The organism is Sphingobacteriaceae bacterium (assembly GCA_016715905.1).
GTDB lineage: Bacteria > Bacteroidota > Bacteroidia > B-17B0 > Aurantibacillaceae > Aurantibacillus.
Window position 1 is genome coordinate 517,983 of record JADJXI010000005.1, and the last position, 19,161, is coordinate 537,143.

Annotated in this window: 9 protein-coding genes; 6 read left to right on the forward strand and 3 right to left on the reverse strand. The window is 36.1% G+C overall.

All coding sequences use genetic code 11. The features are described from left to right. Positions 1-6 precede the first annotated feature (6 nt). A complete protein-coding gene (locus IPM51_10030; protein MBK9284637.1) occupies positions 7-1,965 on the forward strand; it encodes a T9SS type A sorting domain-containing protein in 1,959 nt (652 codons plus the stop codon). A 33-nt stretch (positions 1,966-1,998) separates the two neighbouring features. Here IPM51_10030 and IPM51_10035 read toward each other — a convergent pair whose 3' ends face one another. Beyond that, positions 1,999-5,313 (reverse strand): glycosyl hydrolase, encoded by a 3,315-nt coding sequence (locus IPM51_10035; GenBank protein ID MBK9284638.1) that lies wholly within the window; start codon positions 5,311-5,313, stop codon positions 1,999-2,001. A gap of 361 nt (positions 5,314-5,674) precedes the next feature. On the opposite strand from IPM51_10035, the gene IPM51_10040 reads away from it, so the two are divergent. The 4 genes from IPM51_10040 to IPM51_10055 all read left to right on the forward strand — a co-directional run bounded on the left by IPM51_10040 (position 5,675) and on the right by IPM51_10055 (position 13,842). Further along, a complete protein-coding gene (locus IPM51_10040; protein MBK9284639.1) occupies positions 5,675-7,540 on the forward strand; it encodes an Nramp family divalent metal transporter in 1,866 nt (621 codons plus the stop codon). 117 nt (positions 7,541-7,657) lie between these two features. Next, positions 7,658-9,607 (forward strand): threonine--tRNA ligase, encoded by a 1,950-nt coding sequence (thrS, locus tag IPM51_10045; GenBank protein MBK9284640.1) that lies wholly within the window; start codon positions 7,658-7,660, stop codon positions 9,605-9,607. 26 nt (positions 9,608-9,633) lie between these two features. Further along, the gene (locus IPM51_10050) at positions 9,634-10,254 is read left to right on the forward strand and encodes a translation initiation factor IF-3 (GenBank protein ID MBK9284641.1); all 621 of its coding nucleotides are present in this window, start codon (positions 9,634-9,636) and stop codon (positions 10,252-10,254) included. Positions 10,255-10,485: 231 nt separating this feature from the next. Further along, complete coding sequence (locus IPM51_10055) at positions 10,486-13,842, forward strand: SpoIIE family protein phosphatase (GenBank protein MBK9284642.1); 3,357 nt, start codon at positions 10,486-10,488, stop codon at positions 13,840-13,842. Here the strand turns inward: IPM51_10055 and IPM51_10060 are convergent. Beyond that, a complete protein-coding gene (locus IPM51_10060) occupies positions 13,819-15,054 on the reverse strand; it encodes an NAD(P)/FAD-dependent oxidoreductase (protein ID MBK9284643.1) in 1,236 nt (411 codons plus the stop codon). The genes IPM51_10055 and IPM51_10060 overlap by 24 nt on opposite strands. Continuing rightward, the gene (locus tag IPM51_10065) at positions 15,051-17,315 is read right to left on the reverse strand and encodes an MMPL family transporter (protein MBK9284644.1); all 2,265 of its coding nucleotides are present in this window, start codon (positions 17,313-17,315) and stop codon (positions 15,051-15,053) included. Before IPM51_10065 ends, IPM51_10060 begins: the two co-directional genes overlap by 4 nt. A gap of 159 nt (positions 17,316-17,474) precedes the next feature. Here IPM51_10065 and pruA point away from each other — a divergent pair, with 159 nt between their 5' ends. Next, positions 17,475-19,106, forward strand: a complete 1,632-nt coding sequence (gene pruA, locus IPM51_10070; GenBank protein ID MBK9284645.1) for an L-glutamate gamma-semialdehyde dehydrogenase — start codon at positions 17,475-17,477, stop codon at positions 19,104-19,106. Positions 19,107-19,161: the final 55 nt, after the last annotated feature.

The following is a 19,161-nucleotide window of genomic DNA, read 5'->3' on the forward strand; positions in this document are numbered from 1 at the left end:
ATATTAATGAGATTAAAAATATATATCCTTCTATTATCTTGTCAGCTCAGTGTTTTGTTTGCGCAAAACACAACGGCAAGATGGTATTTTGGAGCTCAGGCCGGATTAGATTTTATGGGACCACCAACCATTATGACCAATGGTATGATGAGTCCGTGGGAAGGTTGTGCCAGTATTGCCAATGGAGCAGGGGCCCTGTTATTTTATACGGATGGAATCACCGTGTGGAATCAAACGCATGCTGTGATGGCTAACGGTACCGGATTATTCGGTAACAGTTCGTCTACGCAATCAGGCGTAATTGTTAAGCAACCCGGAAACACAAATATATATTACATATTCACGGTTGCAGCTCAAGGTGCAGCTAACGGTTTGCGGTATTCCATTGTGGATATGAATTTGGCCGGTGGAAACGGTTCTGTTACGGTTAAAAATGCTTTAATCTTCACGCCAAGTACTGAAAAAATTACAGCCGTAAGGCATTGTAACGGTTTGGATGTTTGGGTGGTTACACATGATTGGTTGTCGGCAAACTTCAGAAGTTTGCTATTAACTTCAGCCGGTATTACCAGTACTGTTGTTACTACTTTAGGTCCGGTTCACTCTACGAATACCGGAAACACAATCGGACAAATGAAAGCCTCTCCCAACGGAAGAAAATTGTGTTTGGGAATGCAATATGCACCATTCGATACATTTCATCTTTGTGATTTTGATAACAACACCGGTGTAGTATCCAATTTAATTGATCTGGGTACTGGTCTTTACGTTTGGGCATATGGCGTTGAGTTTTCACCTGACGGAACAAAATTGTATGGTGGAAAATACGGAGGCGGCGTAACTTCAATAACACAATGGAATGTGTGTGCGGGTTCTTCTGCAGCTATTATAGGTTCTGCGTTTACCGTAGCAACAGGACTACCAAATCAGGTATTTTCTTTTCAAACAGGTCCAAATGGAAAAATTTATGTGGCCAGAATTTCTACTCAGCAATTAGGAGTTATTAATAATCCGAATGTTGCCGGTGCAGGTTGTAATTATGTAAATCTGGGACAAAGTACAGCGCCAAGAAATATAAACTTGGGTTTACCCAATTTTGTAACCAGTTATTTAAAAGCACCTCCGGCACCTTATACTTACACAACTAATCCGGCTTTGGTCACGTGCCTAACTGCATCTTTTTTTGCGCCTCCGGGTCCAACCGTAAATTGTTCTTCTTCTAACTACAGCATTACAGGCTACAATTGGGATTTTGGAGATCCTCCTTCAGGACCGTCAAACACTTCTACAGCTACTAATCCTACCCACACTTATCCCGGACCAGGAACATATTCCGTTACCCTAATCACAAATTTTACGTGTGGTGCAGATACCGTTATAATACCGGTAGTTGTAAATCCATGTAATTTATTACCGGTTGAACTTACTTCATTTCGTTCTGTTTGTTTGAACAAATCAATTGAATTGAATTGGGAAACAGCCAGTGAAAAAAATAACTCGGAGTTTATTTTAAAACGTTCGGTTGATGGCATGGAGTTTAAAAACATTGCCCGAATTTTTGGAAGCGGTAATTCATCAACCCCCGCAAAATATTCTATTATTGATAATGATGTTCAGGTGGGACGACAATATTATTACCGTTTAATGCAAATGGATTATGATAAAACTGAGCGACTTTTGCACAACGAAGTTTTTGTGAAATGCAATGAAGAGCCGGCAGACGCAGAAATTTTTCCCATTCCAACAAGGAATGAATTGTTTATCTCCAGCAACAAAAACTTGAAAAATGTGGAGATATCAATCCTGAATAACTTAGGTCAAAAAATTAAATCAGTACACATTGATTACCTCGAACAATACAAAGATTTAGAAATAGAATCTGATGATATTCAAAATGGTTGTTATCTGGTTATCATTTCAGCATTTGATAAACAAATTCAGAAAAAAATTATCATAAACCGTTAAGCAATCTTAAATAGCATCTCTTTTCATGCATTCTTAATTCTTCCACTGTGGCAATCTACCATAGGTGCCCGGCATTTTTAGCTCTTCCGCTTTTTGTTCTAATTGTTCAACCTTTGTTTTTATATCAACAATAGAATTGTAATGCGTTTTGAACTCAGCTTTTAATTTATCGTATTTTTCTTTATGAGTAGTGGTTGCGCCGGCATTAGAATTCCAGCTATAATAAATTATATTTTCCAACGCACCAAAGTATCCGGGCAAGGTTTCAAATTCTCGTTTGGCCAAACTGCCGTCGCCATATAATTTAAAATCCAATTTTTGCACAAGTGATTCTAAAGAATTTAAATCAGAAATAAGTGCTAAAGCATTTGTACTTCCGTCAGTTATTCCTTTTTTCAAGTATTTAATTCGTTCTTTTAATAAACCATAATAATTATTGCTTGCATCTGCTACTCTTTTTAATTCTGCCATATCTTTATTCAAAGCCAGGGCCTTTTCCTGATCGGGTAGAGGCAAGGTTGATTGATTAAGCGACTTAATATTAAAAAATGTTTTTTCAGTTAAATTTTCTGATTTTCCATTTACAACCAATATCAATTGCACACTGTATTTTCCGGGTACAGCTAAAGGCCCTTCATCCGGACTATAATACGGGTTTTCTGTATCCGGCGTGTTAAAGTTAATGGATGAGGTAACTGCATATCTTCCATCCCAGGTAAATTTTTTCATTCCCTTTTTCGCATCAAACTTATATTTCCTTACTTCATTTCCATGCTCATCGCAAATTTGTGCTAATAAATAGGCCGACTCTTCTTTATCTTCTGCGCGAATACTGTCGACCGAAGGATAAAGTATGCTTTTATTATTTTTAGCGGCTTCCGTTTCTTTTTCTTCTCTTTTTTCTTTAATACTTTTCCAATCATCCTTTACGTGAAAAGTAATATTCGCGCCTATTGGCGGATTGGCAGCTGTAAAAAATGAAGCCCCTTGAAATGATTTACCGATATGTCCATAAGGCGTAGATGGAATAAAAACCAATCCGTCTTTAATTGGAAAAATATTGGCCTTCTTATTTAAGTCTTCCATTTTAATATTTTGCAAAAGGCTGTAATCATCTAATACAAAAAATCCACGACCAAACGAAGCCAAAACAATATCGTTTTCTTCTTTTTGCATCGCTATATCTTTAATGCAAACCGATGTGGGTAAACCACTGCTTAATTCTGTCCAGTTTTTACCTGCATCTAAACTAAAATAAAATCCAAATTCTGTTCCGCAAAAAATTAAGTTCGGATTTTTATGATCTTCAGCGCAAGAATATACAGCGCCATTATCCGGCAAATTGGTGTTTAAATTCACCCAAGTTTTTCCCTTATCTGTCGTTTTCATTAAATATGGTTTAAAATCTCCTTGTCGGTGATTGTTAAATACGGCGTAGGCTGTATTTTCATTATGTTGAGAAGCTAATATGAAATTAACCAAGGGTTGCATTCTGAATCCACCCACATTAATCTGGGGCACTCCTGAAATATTATCAATTTTAGTCCATGTTTTCCCACCATCTTCTGTAAATTGAATTAAACCATCATCTGTTCCAGCCCATAATATATTCGCATTTTTCGGTGATTCACTAATGGCCGTTACATTTCCGAAAATGGAGGTGCTTTGATTTTTGGCAACCGCATCCATGCTCCAGGTTTTTCCCATCATGGGTAGTTTATTCCGATCGATACCTCGTGATAAATCCGGACTAATCACCTCCCAGGAGTCGCCTCGGTTATTACTTTTAAATATTTTATTGGCTGCAAAATAAATTCTTTGATTATCTGCTTCACTGATAATTAAAGGTGCATCCCAATTCCAACGATAAGCCGGCTCTCCATCTTTTTCAATGGGTTTAATATCCACACGTTCTCCGCTTTTACGATCATAGCGTATTAAGCCACCGTATTGCCATTCGCTGTAAACAATATTCGGTTCTTTTGGGTCGACTCTGCTTTGAAACCCATCACCGCCAACCGTTACAAACCAATCTGAATTTAATATTCCGCTGCTGCTGTTTGTTCTGCTTGGTCCTCCCAAGGTATTATTGTCTTGGGTTCCACCGTAGATATAATAAAAGGGTTTGCTGTTGTCAACACACACCCGGTAAAATTGAGTTATCGGTAAATTGGCTTTAAAATCCCAGGTCTTAGCCATGTCAAAACTTTCGTATAAACCGCCATCACATCCCATTAAATAATGAGAACCATTATCGGGGTCAATCCATATGGCGTGATTATCTACGTGTTTATTTTTCTCACCCAAGCCTCTAAAACTTTTTCCTCCGTCGGTTGATACCATGGCCCAGGTATCCATACTGTATATTTTATCAAACACATTAGGGTCAGCAATAATTTCCTGATAATAATTTCCTGCGGTTGCGTGCCCACCTTGTTTTTCCCAACTGGCGCCACGATCCGTACTTTTATAAAAGCCTTGATTTTTTGATGTGCCTTCAGCTGCTGCATAAATCACATCACTATTTATGGGCGAAATGGCTAATGTTATTCTACCCACATCACCCGATGGTGTTCCGTTACTTAACTTCTCCCAGGTTTCTCCTCCGTCTTTACTTTTGTAAATGCCGCTTTCCGGACCACCGCTAATATAAGACCACTCATGTCTACGACGTTGATGTGCACAGGCAAACATAATTTCAGGATGAACCGGATCGATATGCACTTCGTTAAAACCCGTGTGCTCACTTACGTTTAAAACTTGTTTCCAATTTTTTCCGCCATCAATACTTTTATAAATTCCGCGGTCGCCACCGGATGACCATAGCGGACCATAAGCCGCTACAAAAACAATATCTGAATTTTGAGGATGTATGGCAAAATTACCAATGTGCTCTGATTTTTTCAGTCCCATATTTTTAAAGGATTTACCTCCATCTTCACTTTTATAAACCCCATCACCGTAACCAACCGCTCTTTGATTGTTATTTTCCCCGGTTCCAATCCATACTACATTTGGATTATTGGGGTCAATTTTCACACAACCGATGGAATAGGCTCCTTGTCCGTCAAAAATCGGATTAAAAGTTACGCCTGCATTATTCGTTTTAAAAACACCCCCTGCTGCGGCAGCAATATACCATTCCGATTTATTTTTCGGATTTACAGCAATGTCAATAACACGACCGGAGGTTACAGCCGGACCAATATTTCTGAAAGAAAGCGTTGAAAAAGTTTCTGCTTTCTGTAAAGGATCGGTTATTTCCGGTGCTTTTTTTTCAGCACTTTTCTTTTGTGCGAATGTTACTGTTGAACAAGAAATAACAAGAAATAATAATGCTTTTTTCATAAGATTGGATTAAGATTAACAAATCTAATATTTTTAGCAAGCTATGCAAAGGAAATGGCTAATATTCACGAGGAATGGGGGATTTTGATTTTAGATTTACGATTTATGAAGTACGAATTACGAGGTTTGAATTACGAATTGCGAAATTTTCTCAAACAACCAAAAACAATAAACTAAAAACATAAAACCCGCATGTTGTTTGTTGTTAGAGATTGGTTTTTTGAATAGGTACGTAATTAATTCAAACAACCAAAAACCAGAAACATGAATATTGTTTGATTTGATGATTTATTTAGGTATGCCTAAAATAATATTTAGGAATCCTTTAATTAGGTGTAATTTTGTACCGATATTATATGCCATGGCAAAGCGTTCATTAGAAGAAGTAAATGCGTCTGTCCCAACAGAAAAAGGTGGGGGATTTAAGCGCCTGCTTGCTTTTTTAGGTCCCGCTTATTTAATCAGTGTGGGTTATATGGATCCGGGCAATTGGGCTACCGATATTGCAGGTGGAAGTAAATTCGGCTACAGTTTAATTTGGGTTTTAGTGATGAGCAACTTAATTGCGCTTTTACTGCAAAGTTTTTGTGCCAGATTAGGCATTGTTTCCGGTAAAGATTTAGCACAGGCCAGCCGCGAAAGTTATAGTCCTTTCGTCAATTTTTTTCTATACATATTGGCCGAAATTGCTATTGCAGCCTGTGATTTGGCCGAAGTAATTGGCATGGCCATAGGTATTCACCTCTTATTTCCGAGTGTAAGTATTTTATCCGGTGTAGTAATTACCGTGTTGGATAGTTTTGTGCTGCTCTTTTTATTAAACAGAGGGGTACGCAAATTAGAAGCCTTTATAATAAGTTTGGTGGCTTTAATTGGCGTCAGTTTTTTTATTCAACTCGTTATTGCTAAACCGGTGATTTCTGAAATTGCCGGTGGCTTGATTCCTTTTATTGCTAATGATGAGGCCTTGTATATTGCGATAGGAATTATTGGTGCCACTGTGATGCCGCATAATTTATATCTGCATTCTTCCTTGGTTCAAACTCGTAAATTTCAACGAACTCCCGTAGATATTAAACGGGCCATTCGATACAATACCATTGATAGTGCCATTGCGCTTAACTTGGCTTTGTTTGTGAATGCAGCCATTTTAATTTTAGCTGCCACTACTTTTTTTAAGCAAGGAAAGTTTGATGTAATGGAAATTCAGGATGCGCACGAATTATTAGCGCCTATGTTAGGTAGCACATTGGCACCTATTTTATTTGCGGTGGCTTTAATTGCAGCCGGACAAAGTTCAACCGTTACCGGAACCTTAGCCGGACAAGTAGTGATGGAAGGGTATTTAAATTTAAGATTAACCCCTTGGGTGCGCAGAATATTAACCCGATTAATTGCTATTGTTCCTGCCTTTCTCACCATTTTATATTTTGGTGATAGCGCCACGGGAAAATTATTAATACTTAGTCAGGTTATTTTAAGTTTACAGTTAGGTTTTGCCATCATTCCGCTTATTCATTTTGTTAGTGATAAAAGAAAAATGGGTGAGTTTGTTGTTCCCAAATGGCAAACTGTTTTAGCTTGGCTTGCCGCTTTAATTATAGTGGGATTAAATATAAAGCTGGTGTACGCCGAAGTGGAATCAGTTTTACTGAGTTCAGATAATCCCATACTCATTAGTTTCACAATAGTTCCAATTTGTATCTTTTGCATTTTTATGTTATTGTATGTGTTTTTAATTCCGCTTATTAAAAAAGAAGATCAAAGAAGAGAAAATAAATTTCATTCGGATATTGTGCCTTTGGAATTAAAAAATGGGAATGCTTTTAAGCGCATTGCAGTAACGGTTGATTTCAGTGTTTCTGATAATAAAGCCGTGAATATGGCTTTGCAAATGGGGAATTCCGATTCGGTATTGGTTTTAATTCATGTGTTAGAAAGTGCTAACGCTGTGGTGTATGGCGAAGATGCTTTTGATTTAGAAAGAGAGGAAGACGTACAATCCTTAAAAAAATATCAGCAGGAATTAGCCGATAAAAAAATTACCACTGAGGTACATTTAGGATTTGGCAATCCTAAAACCGCCATTCCTGAACTAATTGCCAAATTTAACTGCGATTTATTGGTGATGGGCACGCATGGTCACCGTACATTTAAAGATATTTTGTTAGGCACTACGGTTGAATCGGTACGCCATGAAATTAAAGTGCCATTGGTGTTGGTTTGAAGACTAATATCTGAATAGCTATTCCCAAAAAAACTTCTTCTTCAATTTCATATCAGCAAAAAACTCCCTATCTTTACCACGCAAACAAAAAACCTACGTTGTAAGTAGGATTTAATTATGATAAAAATAACACTACCCGATGGCTCGGTTCGTGAATACGAAAAAGGTATTACCAGCCATCAAATCGCACTAAGCATCAGTGAGGGCCTTGCCCGTAATGTTTTAGCCGCAAAAGTAAACGGACTAGTTTGGGACAGTAATCGTCCGATTCAAACCGATTCCACTGTACAATTATTAACCTGGAATGATGCACAAGGTAAAGAAACCCTATGGCACTCTTCAGCGCATTTAATGGCGGAAGCCTTAGAAGCGCTTTATCCGGGTGTTAAATTTTGGGTGGGTCCGCCTTTGGAAAATGGATTTTATTACGATGTTGATTTGGGTGGCAACCAAATCACCCATACCGATTTTGAAAAAATTGAGCAAAAAATGATGGAACTGGCTAAACAAAATAACACGTATGTGCGCCAGGAAATTTCAAAAAAAGACGCTATTCAATATTTCAACGATAGAAATGATCCGTATAAAATTGATTTGTTAGATCGTTTGGAAGATGGAAGTATTACTTTATACACGCAAGGTCAATTCACCGATTTGTGTCGCGGTCCACATATCCCCAATACCGGATTTATAAAAGCTGCAAAAATATTAAACATTGCGGGAGCTTATTGGAAAGGCGATGAAAAAAATAAAATGTTAACCCGGGTGTATGGTATTACTTTTCCGAAAGAAAAAGAATTGAAAGAATATCTCACCATGTTGGAGGAAGCTAAAAAACGCGATCACCGAAAATTGGGTAGGGAATTAGAACTTTTTACTTTTTCAGAAAAAGTAGGCATGGGTTTACCCTTGTGGTTACCTAAAGGTGCCATGTTAAGAGATAAACTGGAACAATTTATGCGTAAAGCACAAACTAAAGCCGGTTATTTACCTGTAGTTACTCCGCATATTGCTTTAAAAGAATTATACGTTTGTTCGGGACATTACGAAAAATATGGAGCTGATTCCTTTCAGCCGATTAATACTCCTCAAGAAGGTGAGCAGTTTTTTCTAAAACCCATGAACTGTCCGCATCATTGCGAAATTTATAAATCATCACCGCGTTCTTATAAAGATTTACCAATTCGTTATGCAGAATTCGGAACCGTTTATCGTTACGAACAACATGGGGAATTACACGGCTTAACTCGTGTGCGCGGATTTACTCAGGATGATGCGCATTTATTTTGTCGCCCAGACCAAGTAAAAGCTGAGTTTTGTAAGGTAATTGATTTGGTATTGTACGTGTTTAATGCATTGGATTTTAAAGAATACACGGCGCAAATTAGTTTGCGCGATCCCGAGAATAAATCAAAATACATTGGTTCAGATGAAAATTGGGACTTGGCTGAAAAGGCGATTATAGAAAGTGCCAATGAAAAAGGATTAAAAACGGTAGTAGAGTTAGGGGAGGCGGCATTTTATGGCCCTAAATTGGATTTTATGGTGAAGGATGCCTTGGGCAGAAAATGGCAATTGGGAACCATACAAGTAGATTATAATTTGCCTGAGCGTTTTCAATTGGAATATACCGGAAGTGATAATCAAAAGCACCGTCCGGTAATGATACACCGTGCACCATTTGGAAGTATGGAAAGATTTATTGCCGTATTGATAGAACATTGCGGAGGTAATTTCCCTTTGTGGTTAACGCCCGATCAATTTGCCATATTACCGATTTCGGAGAAATACAATGACTATGCTCAAACCGTATTAGAGCAGTTATCGGCATTGGAGATAAAGGGCTTTATTGACGATAGAAATGAAAAAATAGGCAAAAAAATAAGAGATAATGAATTGAAAAAAATTCCATTTATGCTGGTTGTAGGGGAGAAAGAAGCCGCTGAACAAAAAGTAGCCGTTAGAGCACACGGAAAGGGAGATGTTGGTGTATTTGGTATCGAGGAATTTGCTAAATTTGTAAACGATATCATTGAAAGTGATTTCAAACAAAAAACAACAGAATAATAATTTAAACTAAAACGGAGGTAAATATCGCTAGTCCATTCAAACCTAAGCCATCGCCAACCAATACCACAGGCGACAACAAACCAGTATTTAAACAACCCAAAGGCTTAAAAGCCGGATTCAGAAGACCCGGTGTAAAAGAAGAACTTCATAAAATTAATGAACGTATTACGGCGCGTATGGTGCGCGTTGTAGGTGAAGGTATTGAAGCCGGAGTATATCCTATTCAAAAAGCATTGGAAATTGCCAAAGCAGCAGAATTGGATTTAGTTGAAATTGCTCCTAATGTTGATCCGCCGGTTTGTAAAGTAGTTGACTACGGAAAGTTTTTATACGAGCAGAAGAAAAAGGCGAAGGAAATGAAAGCCAAAGCAGCTAAAATTGTAATTAAAGATATACGTTTTGGTCCTCATACCGATGAACATGATTTTAATTTCAAAAAGAATCATGCCATAAAATTTTTGCAAGAAGGTTGTAAAGTAAAAGCCTTTGTGTTTTTCAGAGGAAGAGAAATTGTGTTTAAAGAACAGGGAGAAATTTTATTACTTCGCTTCGCCAATGAGTTAGAAGAATATGGTAAGGCCGAACAATTGCCGGTGTTAGAAGGTAAAAAAATGCAAATGGTTATTTCGCCCAAAAAGAAATAAATTCATATTAATTTAAGGTTAAGAACCTCACTAATAAATAGTGGGGTTTTTTTATTATCCTAAACCATTTTTTTTTACCTTGTCTTACCTAAAGAGAAACACATTATTTCAGTCCGTATAAAATATTTTCTTTTTCTATTTTTCATAATTGGGTTTACCTGTTATTTGGCGCAACCGAAAGAAGATTATATTTTTGAACGCATCTCAAAAACCCGAAATCTACCCTTTAAAATGGCCAGGTCATTAATCACCACGCCTAACGGATTACTTTGGATGGTTACTGAAAAGGGAATAACCAATTTCAACGGGCATACCGCAAAACATTATCAGGCTACTAAAGATAGCAGTGGTTTATTGCCTGTTCCGGTATTTCAACTTTTTTCCGATAAAAAAGGCATCATTTGGATTTCTTACATGGACGCCTGCATTAGTAAATTTAATCCGGAGACTGAAAAATTTACGCATTATTATCACGATTCCACCAATAAAAATAGTTTTCCTTATGGTGCGGCGAGTCAGTTTATACAAGATAAAAAAGGCACTATATGGATGGCTGTATGGGGTGCCGGGCTCAGTAAATATAACGAAGCAAATAATGATTTTACCACTTATCGTCCAGTTAAAGGTGATACTACCTTAATTAACACAACCGAAATAACCAGCTTGGCAGAAATGGATAACGGAAACTTATTAGTGGGCACTTGGGAAAGTGGAGGATATGGTAAATATGCCTTTCTTCAAATTTTTAATCCCCTAACCGGAAAATCAAAACGTTTTCCATTTGAAGATTATCGTTTACCGGCAACTGAACAAATAAGTCATATTCGCGCCGCTTTAAAAATTGTTCACTTTGTGCATATAGATGAAAATAAAGATTATTGGATAGGAACTTATTTGGGCCTTTACCACTTTAATAATAGAACAAAAGTAATGCGAAGATATTCTGACATTTATAAGGGAGAAAAATATTTGACCGGAGGCGGAATTGAAAATTGCGCAAACGTGGTTCAATTAGGTAGAAAGTTATGGGTGGGTACGGAAGTAACCGGTATAATGGTAGTGGATATGGATAATGGTAAAACTCAAACCCTGAATCATTATTATGAAAACAATACCACTTTAAGTGGCGATAATATTTTAGGACTATTTAAAGATAGTGATAACAATATTTGGGTATCCACCCGAGCTGGTATTGATGTGTATTCCTCCATCATGCAACAATTTAAATTTTTAGCGAATGTAAAAACAGGAGCTGAAAAGTCAAATAAATCTCAAGGATCAAATTCGGTAGTTGATGTTTTATCGTACAAAGATTCTTTGGTGTATATGAGCCATGGAAACGGAATTTCCATTTATGATAGGGCGAATGATACCGTGCAACGCATTTTTACCAAAGTTCTGTATAGGGAATTAAAAAATAAATTTAACTTACATGAACATGTAAATCCAGGCCCTGCGGGAGATATTGAAGAAACGGAAAATGAATTCCTCGTGAACAACAATGGAATTTTACTTGCATTAAATAAAAAAACTTTAAACCCCACATACCTTTATCCGTATAATATGCTCATTGGTTTTGCGATCAACAAAGAGAAAACAAAAATATTAACACATTCTTTTCCAATTCGTCATGGTAAAGGTAAAAGTGCGCAATCAAAAGGAGGGTATCATTTAACCACTTTGAATGCTTTTAATTATGAGGTAGTTGATACCTTTCGTTTTGAAGATTTAAAATTTCAAGATCACAAATGGCACGAAAACGGATCGATTTGTTATTTACAAGATAATAATTGGATTGTGCATGGAAACCGAATTTGCTTTTTTGTGTTTGATGCGAATTCAAAAACTGTTAAAACCTATTCGAGCAGAAATGAGTATTTATATTTTCCGGATTCTATGTTAACCATTTTGGCTGTAGATAAAAGCGGTTATGCCTGGATTAGAGGTACAGCCGGTATTTATAAATTTGATTATAGAACCGGTAAAAGTAAATTATTTAATGACTCTCTAAAAATTAATCAAGAAGTGGTTCAAAGTATTATGCAAGACCATAAAAACAGATTGTGGTTTGCTTGTGGTGCAGATATTATTCGGTATAATTTAAACACCAAAGAAACTTACCGATATACATCCGAATTGGGTTTGCATTCCGGCGGATTCACCACAACAAAAAATATCCCTAATTCATCCAAGTATCTTTATTTTGCCGGGCCTTATGGGGTAACTTATTTTGATCCGGATAAAATGGAAATAAGTAAACGTAAACCCAATTTATTTTTGGTGAATATGGTATTAAATAAGGATACGTTGAATGAAGCAACTAAAGTAGATTACTTAATTCACGATAAAAAAATTCCCTGGGATAAAAATTTTGTAACCTTTGAGTTTGCCACCTATCAGTATTATTCCCCCGGCAAAAAGATATATGCTTACCGATTACTAGGACTAGATACAACCTGGGTACAAAACGACAGTAGAAATTATGTTTCTTACACTAATTTAAGTGACGGCTTTTACCAGTTTGAAGTGAAATGTAAAAACGTTTTTAATGTAGAAAGTGATGTGTACAACATATCATTTACCATTGATAAACCATTTTGGAAAAAATGGTGGTTTATCCTTATTGAAATATTACTTGCGGGTGGTCTTATTTATCTTTATATACGCAACAGAGAGAAAAACTTAAATAAGCAGAAAGATAAATTAGAGAGAAAGGTGGAGGAGCGTACCAAAGAATTAGTTGAAAAAGCCGAGCAAATCGAACATCAAAGTGTTATCATTAATGAGAAGAATAAAGAATTAACGGATTCAATTAAATATGCAAGGAGGATTCAAGGAACTTTATTGGCCAAACTTGAATTCATGAAGGAGAATTTACCCGAACATTTTGTATTGTTTAAACCTAAAGATATTGTGAGCGGAGATTTTTATTGGGCCACTAAAATTGAAGCTGAAATGTCTGAGTTTATCCCCGGAAAATCTTTACCATCTAATCAAAATGATGAACTATTTTATTTGGCCGTTTGTGATAGTACGGGGCATGGAGTTCCGGGTGCATTTATGAGTTTACTCAATATCAGTTATCTAAATGAAGCGATAGGTGAAATGAAAATGCGCACGCCAAATACCATATTAAATTATGTGCGCAATAAATTAATTGCCAATTTATCGGTAGATGGTGCTCAAGATGGTATGGATGGAACCCTAGTTTGTTTTGATAAAGTGAATGCTAAATTAACTTATGCCTCTGCACATAACAAACCCATCTTAATCCGAAACGGAGAAATGATGGAATTACCGGCCGATAAAATGCCGATTGGAAAAGGGGAGAGAACTCATTCTTTCCATCTGGAAGAAATCAATTATCAAAAAAATGATATCGTTTATTTTTATACTGATGGATTTGCCGATCAGTTTGGTGGACCCAAAGGAAAAAAATTCAAATACCGTAAGCTGAACGAAACCTTACTCAATATTTCTAAATTAAGCATGGCTGAACAACACGATATTTTAAGTCAAGAATTTGATACCTGGAAAGGTAAACTGGAACAAGTTGATGATGTGTTATTGATTGGGATAAGGTTTTAAACTGTCTGCACAAATCCACGCGGTACTCCAGGCGTTTTGAAAATTAAATCCACCGGTAATTCCATCTACATTAATTACTTCTCCGCAAAAAAATAATCCTTTTATTAATTTACTTTCCATGGTTTTAAAATCAATTTCCTTTAAATCAACACCACCACAAGTTACAAATTCTTCTTTAAAGGTGGTTTTCCCCTCCATATTATACGTACTGCAAAAAATTAAATCACATAAACACTGCATTTGCTTGTTATTTAATTCCTGCCAGGTTTTTTGTTCTTCTATTACAGCCTCCAAACAAAAATGTTCCCATAGTCTTTTTGGTAAATCAAATAAAGCTACATTTCTGACTAAACTTTTTTGATGCGTTTTTTTGGTTTGGAATAGTAGAGCCTCAACTTCTTGCCGGTTATTTGGAAAAGCCCAGTTCACTTGAATTTTAGTGGAGTAATTTAATGCAAATAATTCATGTGCGGCAAATGCAGATAATTTTAAAACTGCGGGCCCACTCAAGCCCCAATGTGTAATTAAAACCGGACCGGCATATTTTAATTTTTGCCCCACTAACTTAATTTCCGCATTTTGTACACTCAAACCCTGTAAATTATTCTTTATTTTTTCATTGGGTAAATTCAAAGTAAATAAACTGGGTATAGGACTTACTATATTATGTCCTAAATTTTTGATTAAATCATAAGAGCCGGATTTGGGATGTCCGCCTAATGCAATAATAAGTTGATCGGCCGTTTTTTCGCCTTGCGAAGTATTTAAATAAAATTTTTCTTTAATTTTTTTAATCGTAAAAACTTCGCAATTCTTTTCAATTTTAATGTGATACAATTCGGTATACTTCAAAAAACAATTTACAATGGTTTCGCTATCATCGCTTTGCGGAAAAATCCGGCCGTCTTCTTCTGTTTTTAAACTCACGTCGTGATTTTCAAACCATTGAATAGTATCTGATACATTAAAGCGAGAAAAAACTTGTTTTAATTCTTTATTTCCTCTTGGGTAATTTTTAACCAGTTCTGAATTTTCGAAGCAGGCGTTAGTAACATTACATCTACCGCCTCCCGAAATTTTCACTTTGCTTAAAAGTTTGTTTGATTTTTCGAGTATAGAAACGTTATAATTTTTATTTTTTTCGGCAAGATTAATAGCGGCAAAAAAACCGGCGGCTCCGCCTCCAATAACGATTACGTTTTTTTTAATCATTTCTGTTTTTTTTGTTTACCGTAAATCAGAAATAAAAGTACAGGCAATAAAAATATATCGGCCAATAATGCAATGATGATGGTTATGCAGATTAGGAAACCGAAATAAAATGTGCTTTGAAAATCGCTGGTCATTAAGCTTAAAAATCCGCCTAATAAAATGAAAGTAGTTAAAATAATGGGTTTACCGGTTTCAAAATAAGTGCGTTTAAAAGCATACAATATACTTTTTCCGTAGCCTAACTCAATTTTTAAACGAGAAATAAAATGTATAGTATCATCGGTGGCAATACCAAATGCAATACTAAACACCAGCGAAGTTGCTGCTTTTAATTCTATGCCCATGAATCCCATAACGGCTCCAATAATAACAAGGGGAATAAGATTAGGCAAAATAAAAACTAAAACCATACGCCAGCTTCGGTGCAGGAAAAAAGTAAGTAAGGCTATGATGACTAAAGAAAAAACAAAACCCTGTGCCATATTACTTACCATGTACTCATTATTTTTATCTACCAGATGTGCAGCTCCGGTTATAGAATAGTTAATCAGATTTGTGTCTGTTTTGGTTTGAATAAATTGGAATAGGTTTTGATTATGTATTCCAACTTTTACACTACCCATATCAGCAATTTTAGCGCTGATTCGGGCTTGTTTTCCTTTTGAATCGATGGCTCTTTTTAATTCCTTGTTGTTTTTATTACTTTTTAAATAATATATGATTTCATCAAAATCTTCTTTATCAGGAAATTTATTTTTTTGTGTTATATTAATATTTTGATTGATGGAACAAACAAGAGCGGAAGGTGATAGCAAAAAGCCGGGTTCGTATTCTTTCCGAATAAAATTATCCACTTTATTTAATTCTCTTAACACATCTTCATCCCAAAATGTTTTATTGGTGTCTTTTAAGGTCAGGTAAACTTCAAATGGACGAACGCCACTGTAATTTTTGTCAAAAAAATTAAAATCCTGTTTTATTTTTACTTTATTACTTAAATCTTCTAATAAAATATTATTCACTTTTATTTTATAAATGCCAATACACGAAATCACTAATAGTATTCCCGTAATCAGCAAAATTGTTTTTTGATTACGGAAGGTCCAGAATAATACATTGCGCATTCTGTTTTCGGATTTGTTGTTGTGACCATGAATACTCACCAGTTTTGGAGGTGTAAAGAAAAAAAGTAAAGCCGGTAATAAGGTATAAGTAAGCACAAAAGCCACGCAAATACCAATGGATGTGTAAATGCCAAATTCACGAATGGGTTTTATACTGGAAAATAAAAGTGATAAAAACGCGACCACCGTAGTAATTAAGGTTAGAAAAGTTGGAGCGCCCACTTCCCGTAAAATCAAAGGGTAAATTTTAACTCGTTCTGTTCCTTTGGCCAGCTCTTCAAAGTATTTGGAAAAAAAGTGAACCACATCACTCATGCCGGCAATGAATACCATAGTAGGCAGCATCACCGTCATGATATCAATAGACTTGTTCAGGATTCCCATTATTCCTAAAGTCCATAGTATCGAAATAAGAACTATGCACATGGGAACTAGAACTCCGTAAACACTTCTGAAGCTAAACCACAAGAAAATAATAACTACTATAAAGGACAGCGCTAAAAACAGACTAAATTCATTTTCTAAATTTTGCAAGTATACTTTTTGAGCAAAAATTCGACCTACGTAATGCACATCGTCAAACTTAAATTCGGCCAATTTATTTTCAATTAAAACGGCCAGTGAATCGCTTTGTTTTTTGGTTAATGAAAATTGGGTTGTGAGATAAATGGACAAGGATTTTCCGTTTTCAGGAAAAAAGGAACCAACCAGAAATGGATTATTATAAATGTTGGTGCTATCTGTTGTGTAAAACTCTTCCTGCTCAAAATGCAAAGTGGGAATTTGTGTGGGCACTAGGCCGCCTAACTGTAATGTTTTAAGATTAGTAGGAGAAGTTACTTTTTGAATAAATGGGAGTTTTTGAAACTCTTTGGTTAATTGATCTATTTTTAATAAAAAATCTTTTTTAAAAATACCCGATTTATTTTCGAGGGCAACTAAAACAAACTCATTATCGTGTTCAAAAATATCTCTGTACTTATTGTATAATTCCAGTTCGTGGTCTTCATTTGGGAAAAAAGCTTCAAATTCGTAGTTGAAATTTAAATTCTGTAGCTTATAAACACTGAAAAGTGAAAATAATACTACAAAAATGAGTATAAAAAGATAATATGATTTTTGCTTATTAATAGGCATCAAATCTACTAACAAAACTGCTTTTAAAAAACACAATAAAGGGCTAAAAATGGCTTACCAATAGCCAAATTCTCTTATCTTTGAGGCTCCTGTTTTTAAGCAAGAAAATGGGAATTAATCACACAAATAGATATACTAACCATTAAAAATAAATAACCCATGCCAAAAGGAATTTATAAAGTACCGGTACCGGTGAATGAGCCGGTGAAGCAATATGCAGCAGGTAGTGCCGAAAGAAAAGAATTGCAAGCCATGTTAAAAGCATTACGTGCTAAAGAAATTGAAGTACCCATGTATATTGGGGGAAAAGAAATTAAAGGAGAAACAAAAGTGAGAATGTCGCCTCCACATGATCATAAACATACACTTGGTTATTTTTACAAGAGCGAAAAGAAACATGTAGAACAAGCCATTGAAGCTGCTTTAACGGCGCGTGAAAAATGGATTAATTTAGGTTGGGAACATAGGGCAAGTATATTTTTAAAGGCAGCTGATTTAATTGCCGGTCCTTATCGCGCTAAATTAAACGCGGCAACTATGTTGGGACAAAGTAAAAGTGCTTTTCAGGCGGAAATAGATAGTGCCTGTGAAATAATAGATTTTTTACGTTACAATGTAGCGTACATGACCGAAATTTATGCGGAGCAACCGGCTTCTAATCCGGGCATGTGGAATCGTTTGGAATGGCGACCGTTGGAAGGATTTATTTATGCATTAACGCCTTTTAATTTTACGGCCATTGCGGGCAATTTACCAACAAGTTGTGCTATGATGGGGAATGTAGTGGTATGGAAACCCAGCAATACGCAAGTATACAGCGCTAATGTATTAATGGAAATTTTCAATAAAGCCGGCGTACCGGATGGGGTAATTAATTTAATTTATCCATCAGGACCTGATGCGGCAGAAGTGATATTTAATCACCGGGATTTTGCAGGAATACATTTTACGGGAAGCACGGAGGTTTTTCAAAACATCTGGCAGAGTATAGGAAACAATATTCACAAGTATAAATCTTATCCTCGCATTGTAGGTGAAACCGGAGGTAAAGATTTTGTAATGGTTCACAAGTCAGCCGATGCGAAAGAAGTGGCTGTTGCTTTAGTGCGTGGTGCCTTTGAATATCAGGGACAAAAATGTTCAGCTGCCTCTAGGGCATATATTCCTACTAATTTGTGGAATGAGGTAAAGAAATACATGCAGGAAGATTTGAAATCGATGAAGATGGGCCCAACAGAAGATTTTACCAATTTTGTGAACGCGGTAATTGATGAAAAGAGTTTCGATAAATTAAAATCTTTTATTGACAAGGCAAAAACAGATAAAGGTGTGGAAGTAATTGCCGGAGGAAATTGCGATAAATCTACCGGTTACTTTATTGAACCCACCGTTCTAAAAGTAGATAATCCGCAATATGTAACCATGTGTGAAGAATTATTTGGTCCGGTACTTACACTTTATGTTTATGATGAAAATAAATATGAAGAAACTATGGATATTTTAGATAAAACAAGTATTTATGCCTTAACAGGAGCCATCATAGCCAACGACCGTTATGCGATTGAAACAGCTACTAAAAAGTTAGTGAACGCGGCGGGTAATTTTTACATCAATGATAAACCAACCGGTGCAGTGGTAGGTCAACAGCCATTTGGTGGAGCAAGAGGCAGTGGTACGAATGATAAGGCAGGGGCGAAAATTAATTTATTACGTTGGGTTAGTCCGCGAACAATAAAAGAAACCTGGGTGCCGGCTAACGATTACCGTTATCCGTTTTTGCAGGCCGATTAATTTTATTCATCAAAGAAATTGTTTGAAATAAAAAAAGTGTAATTTTCATTACACT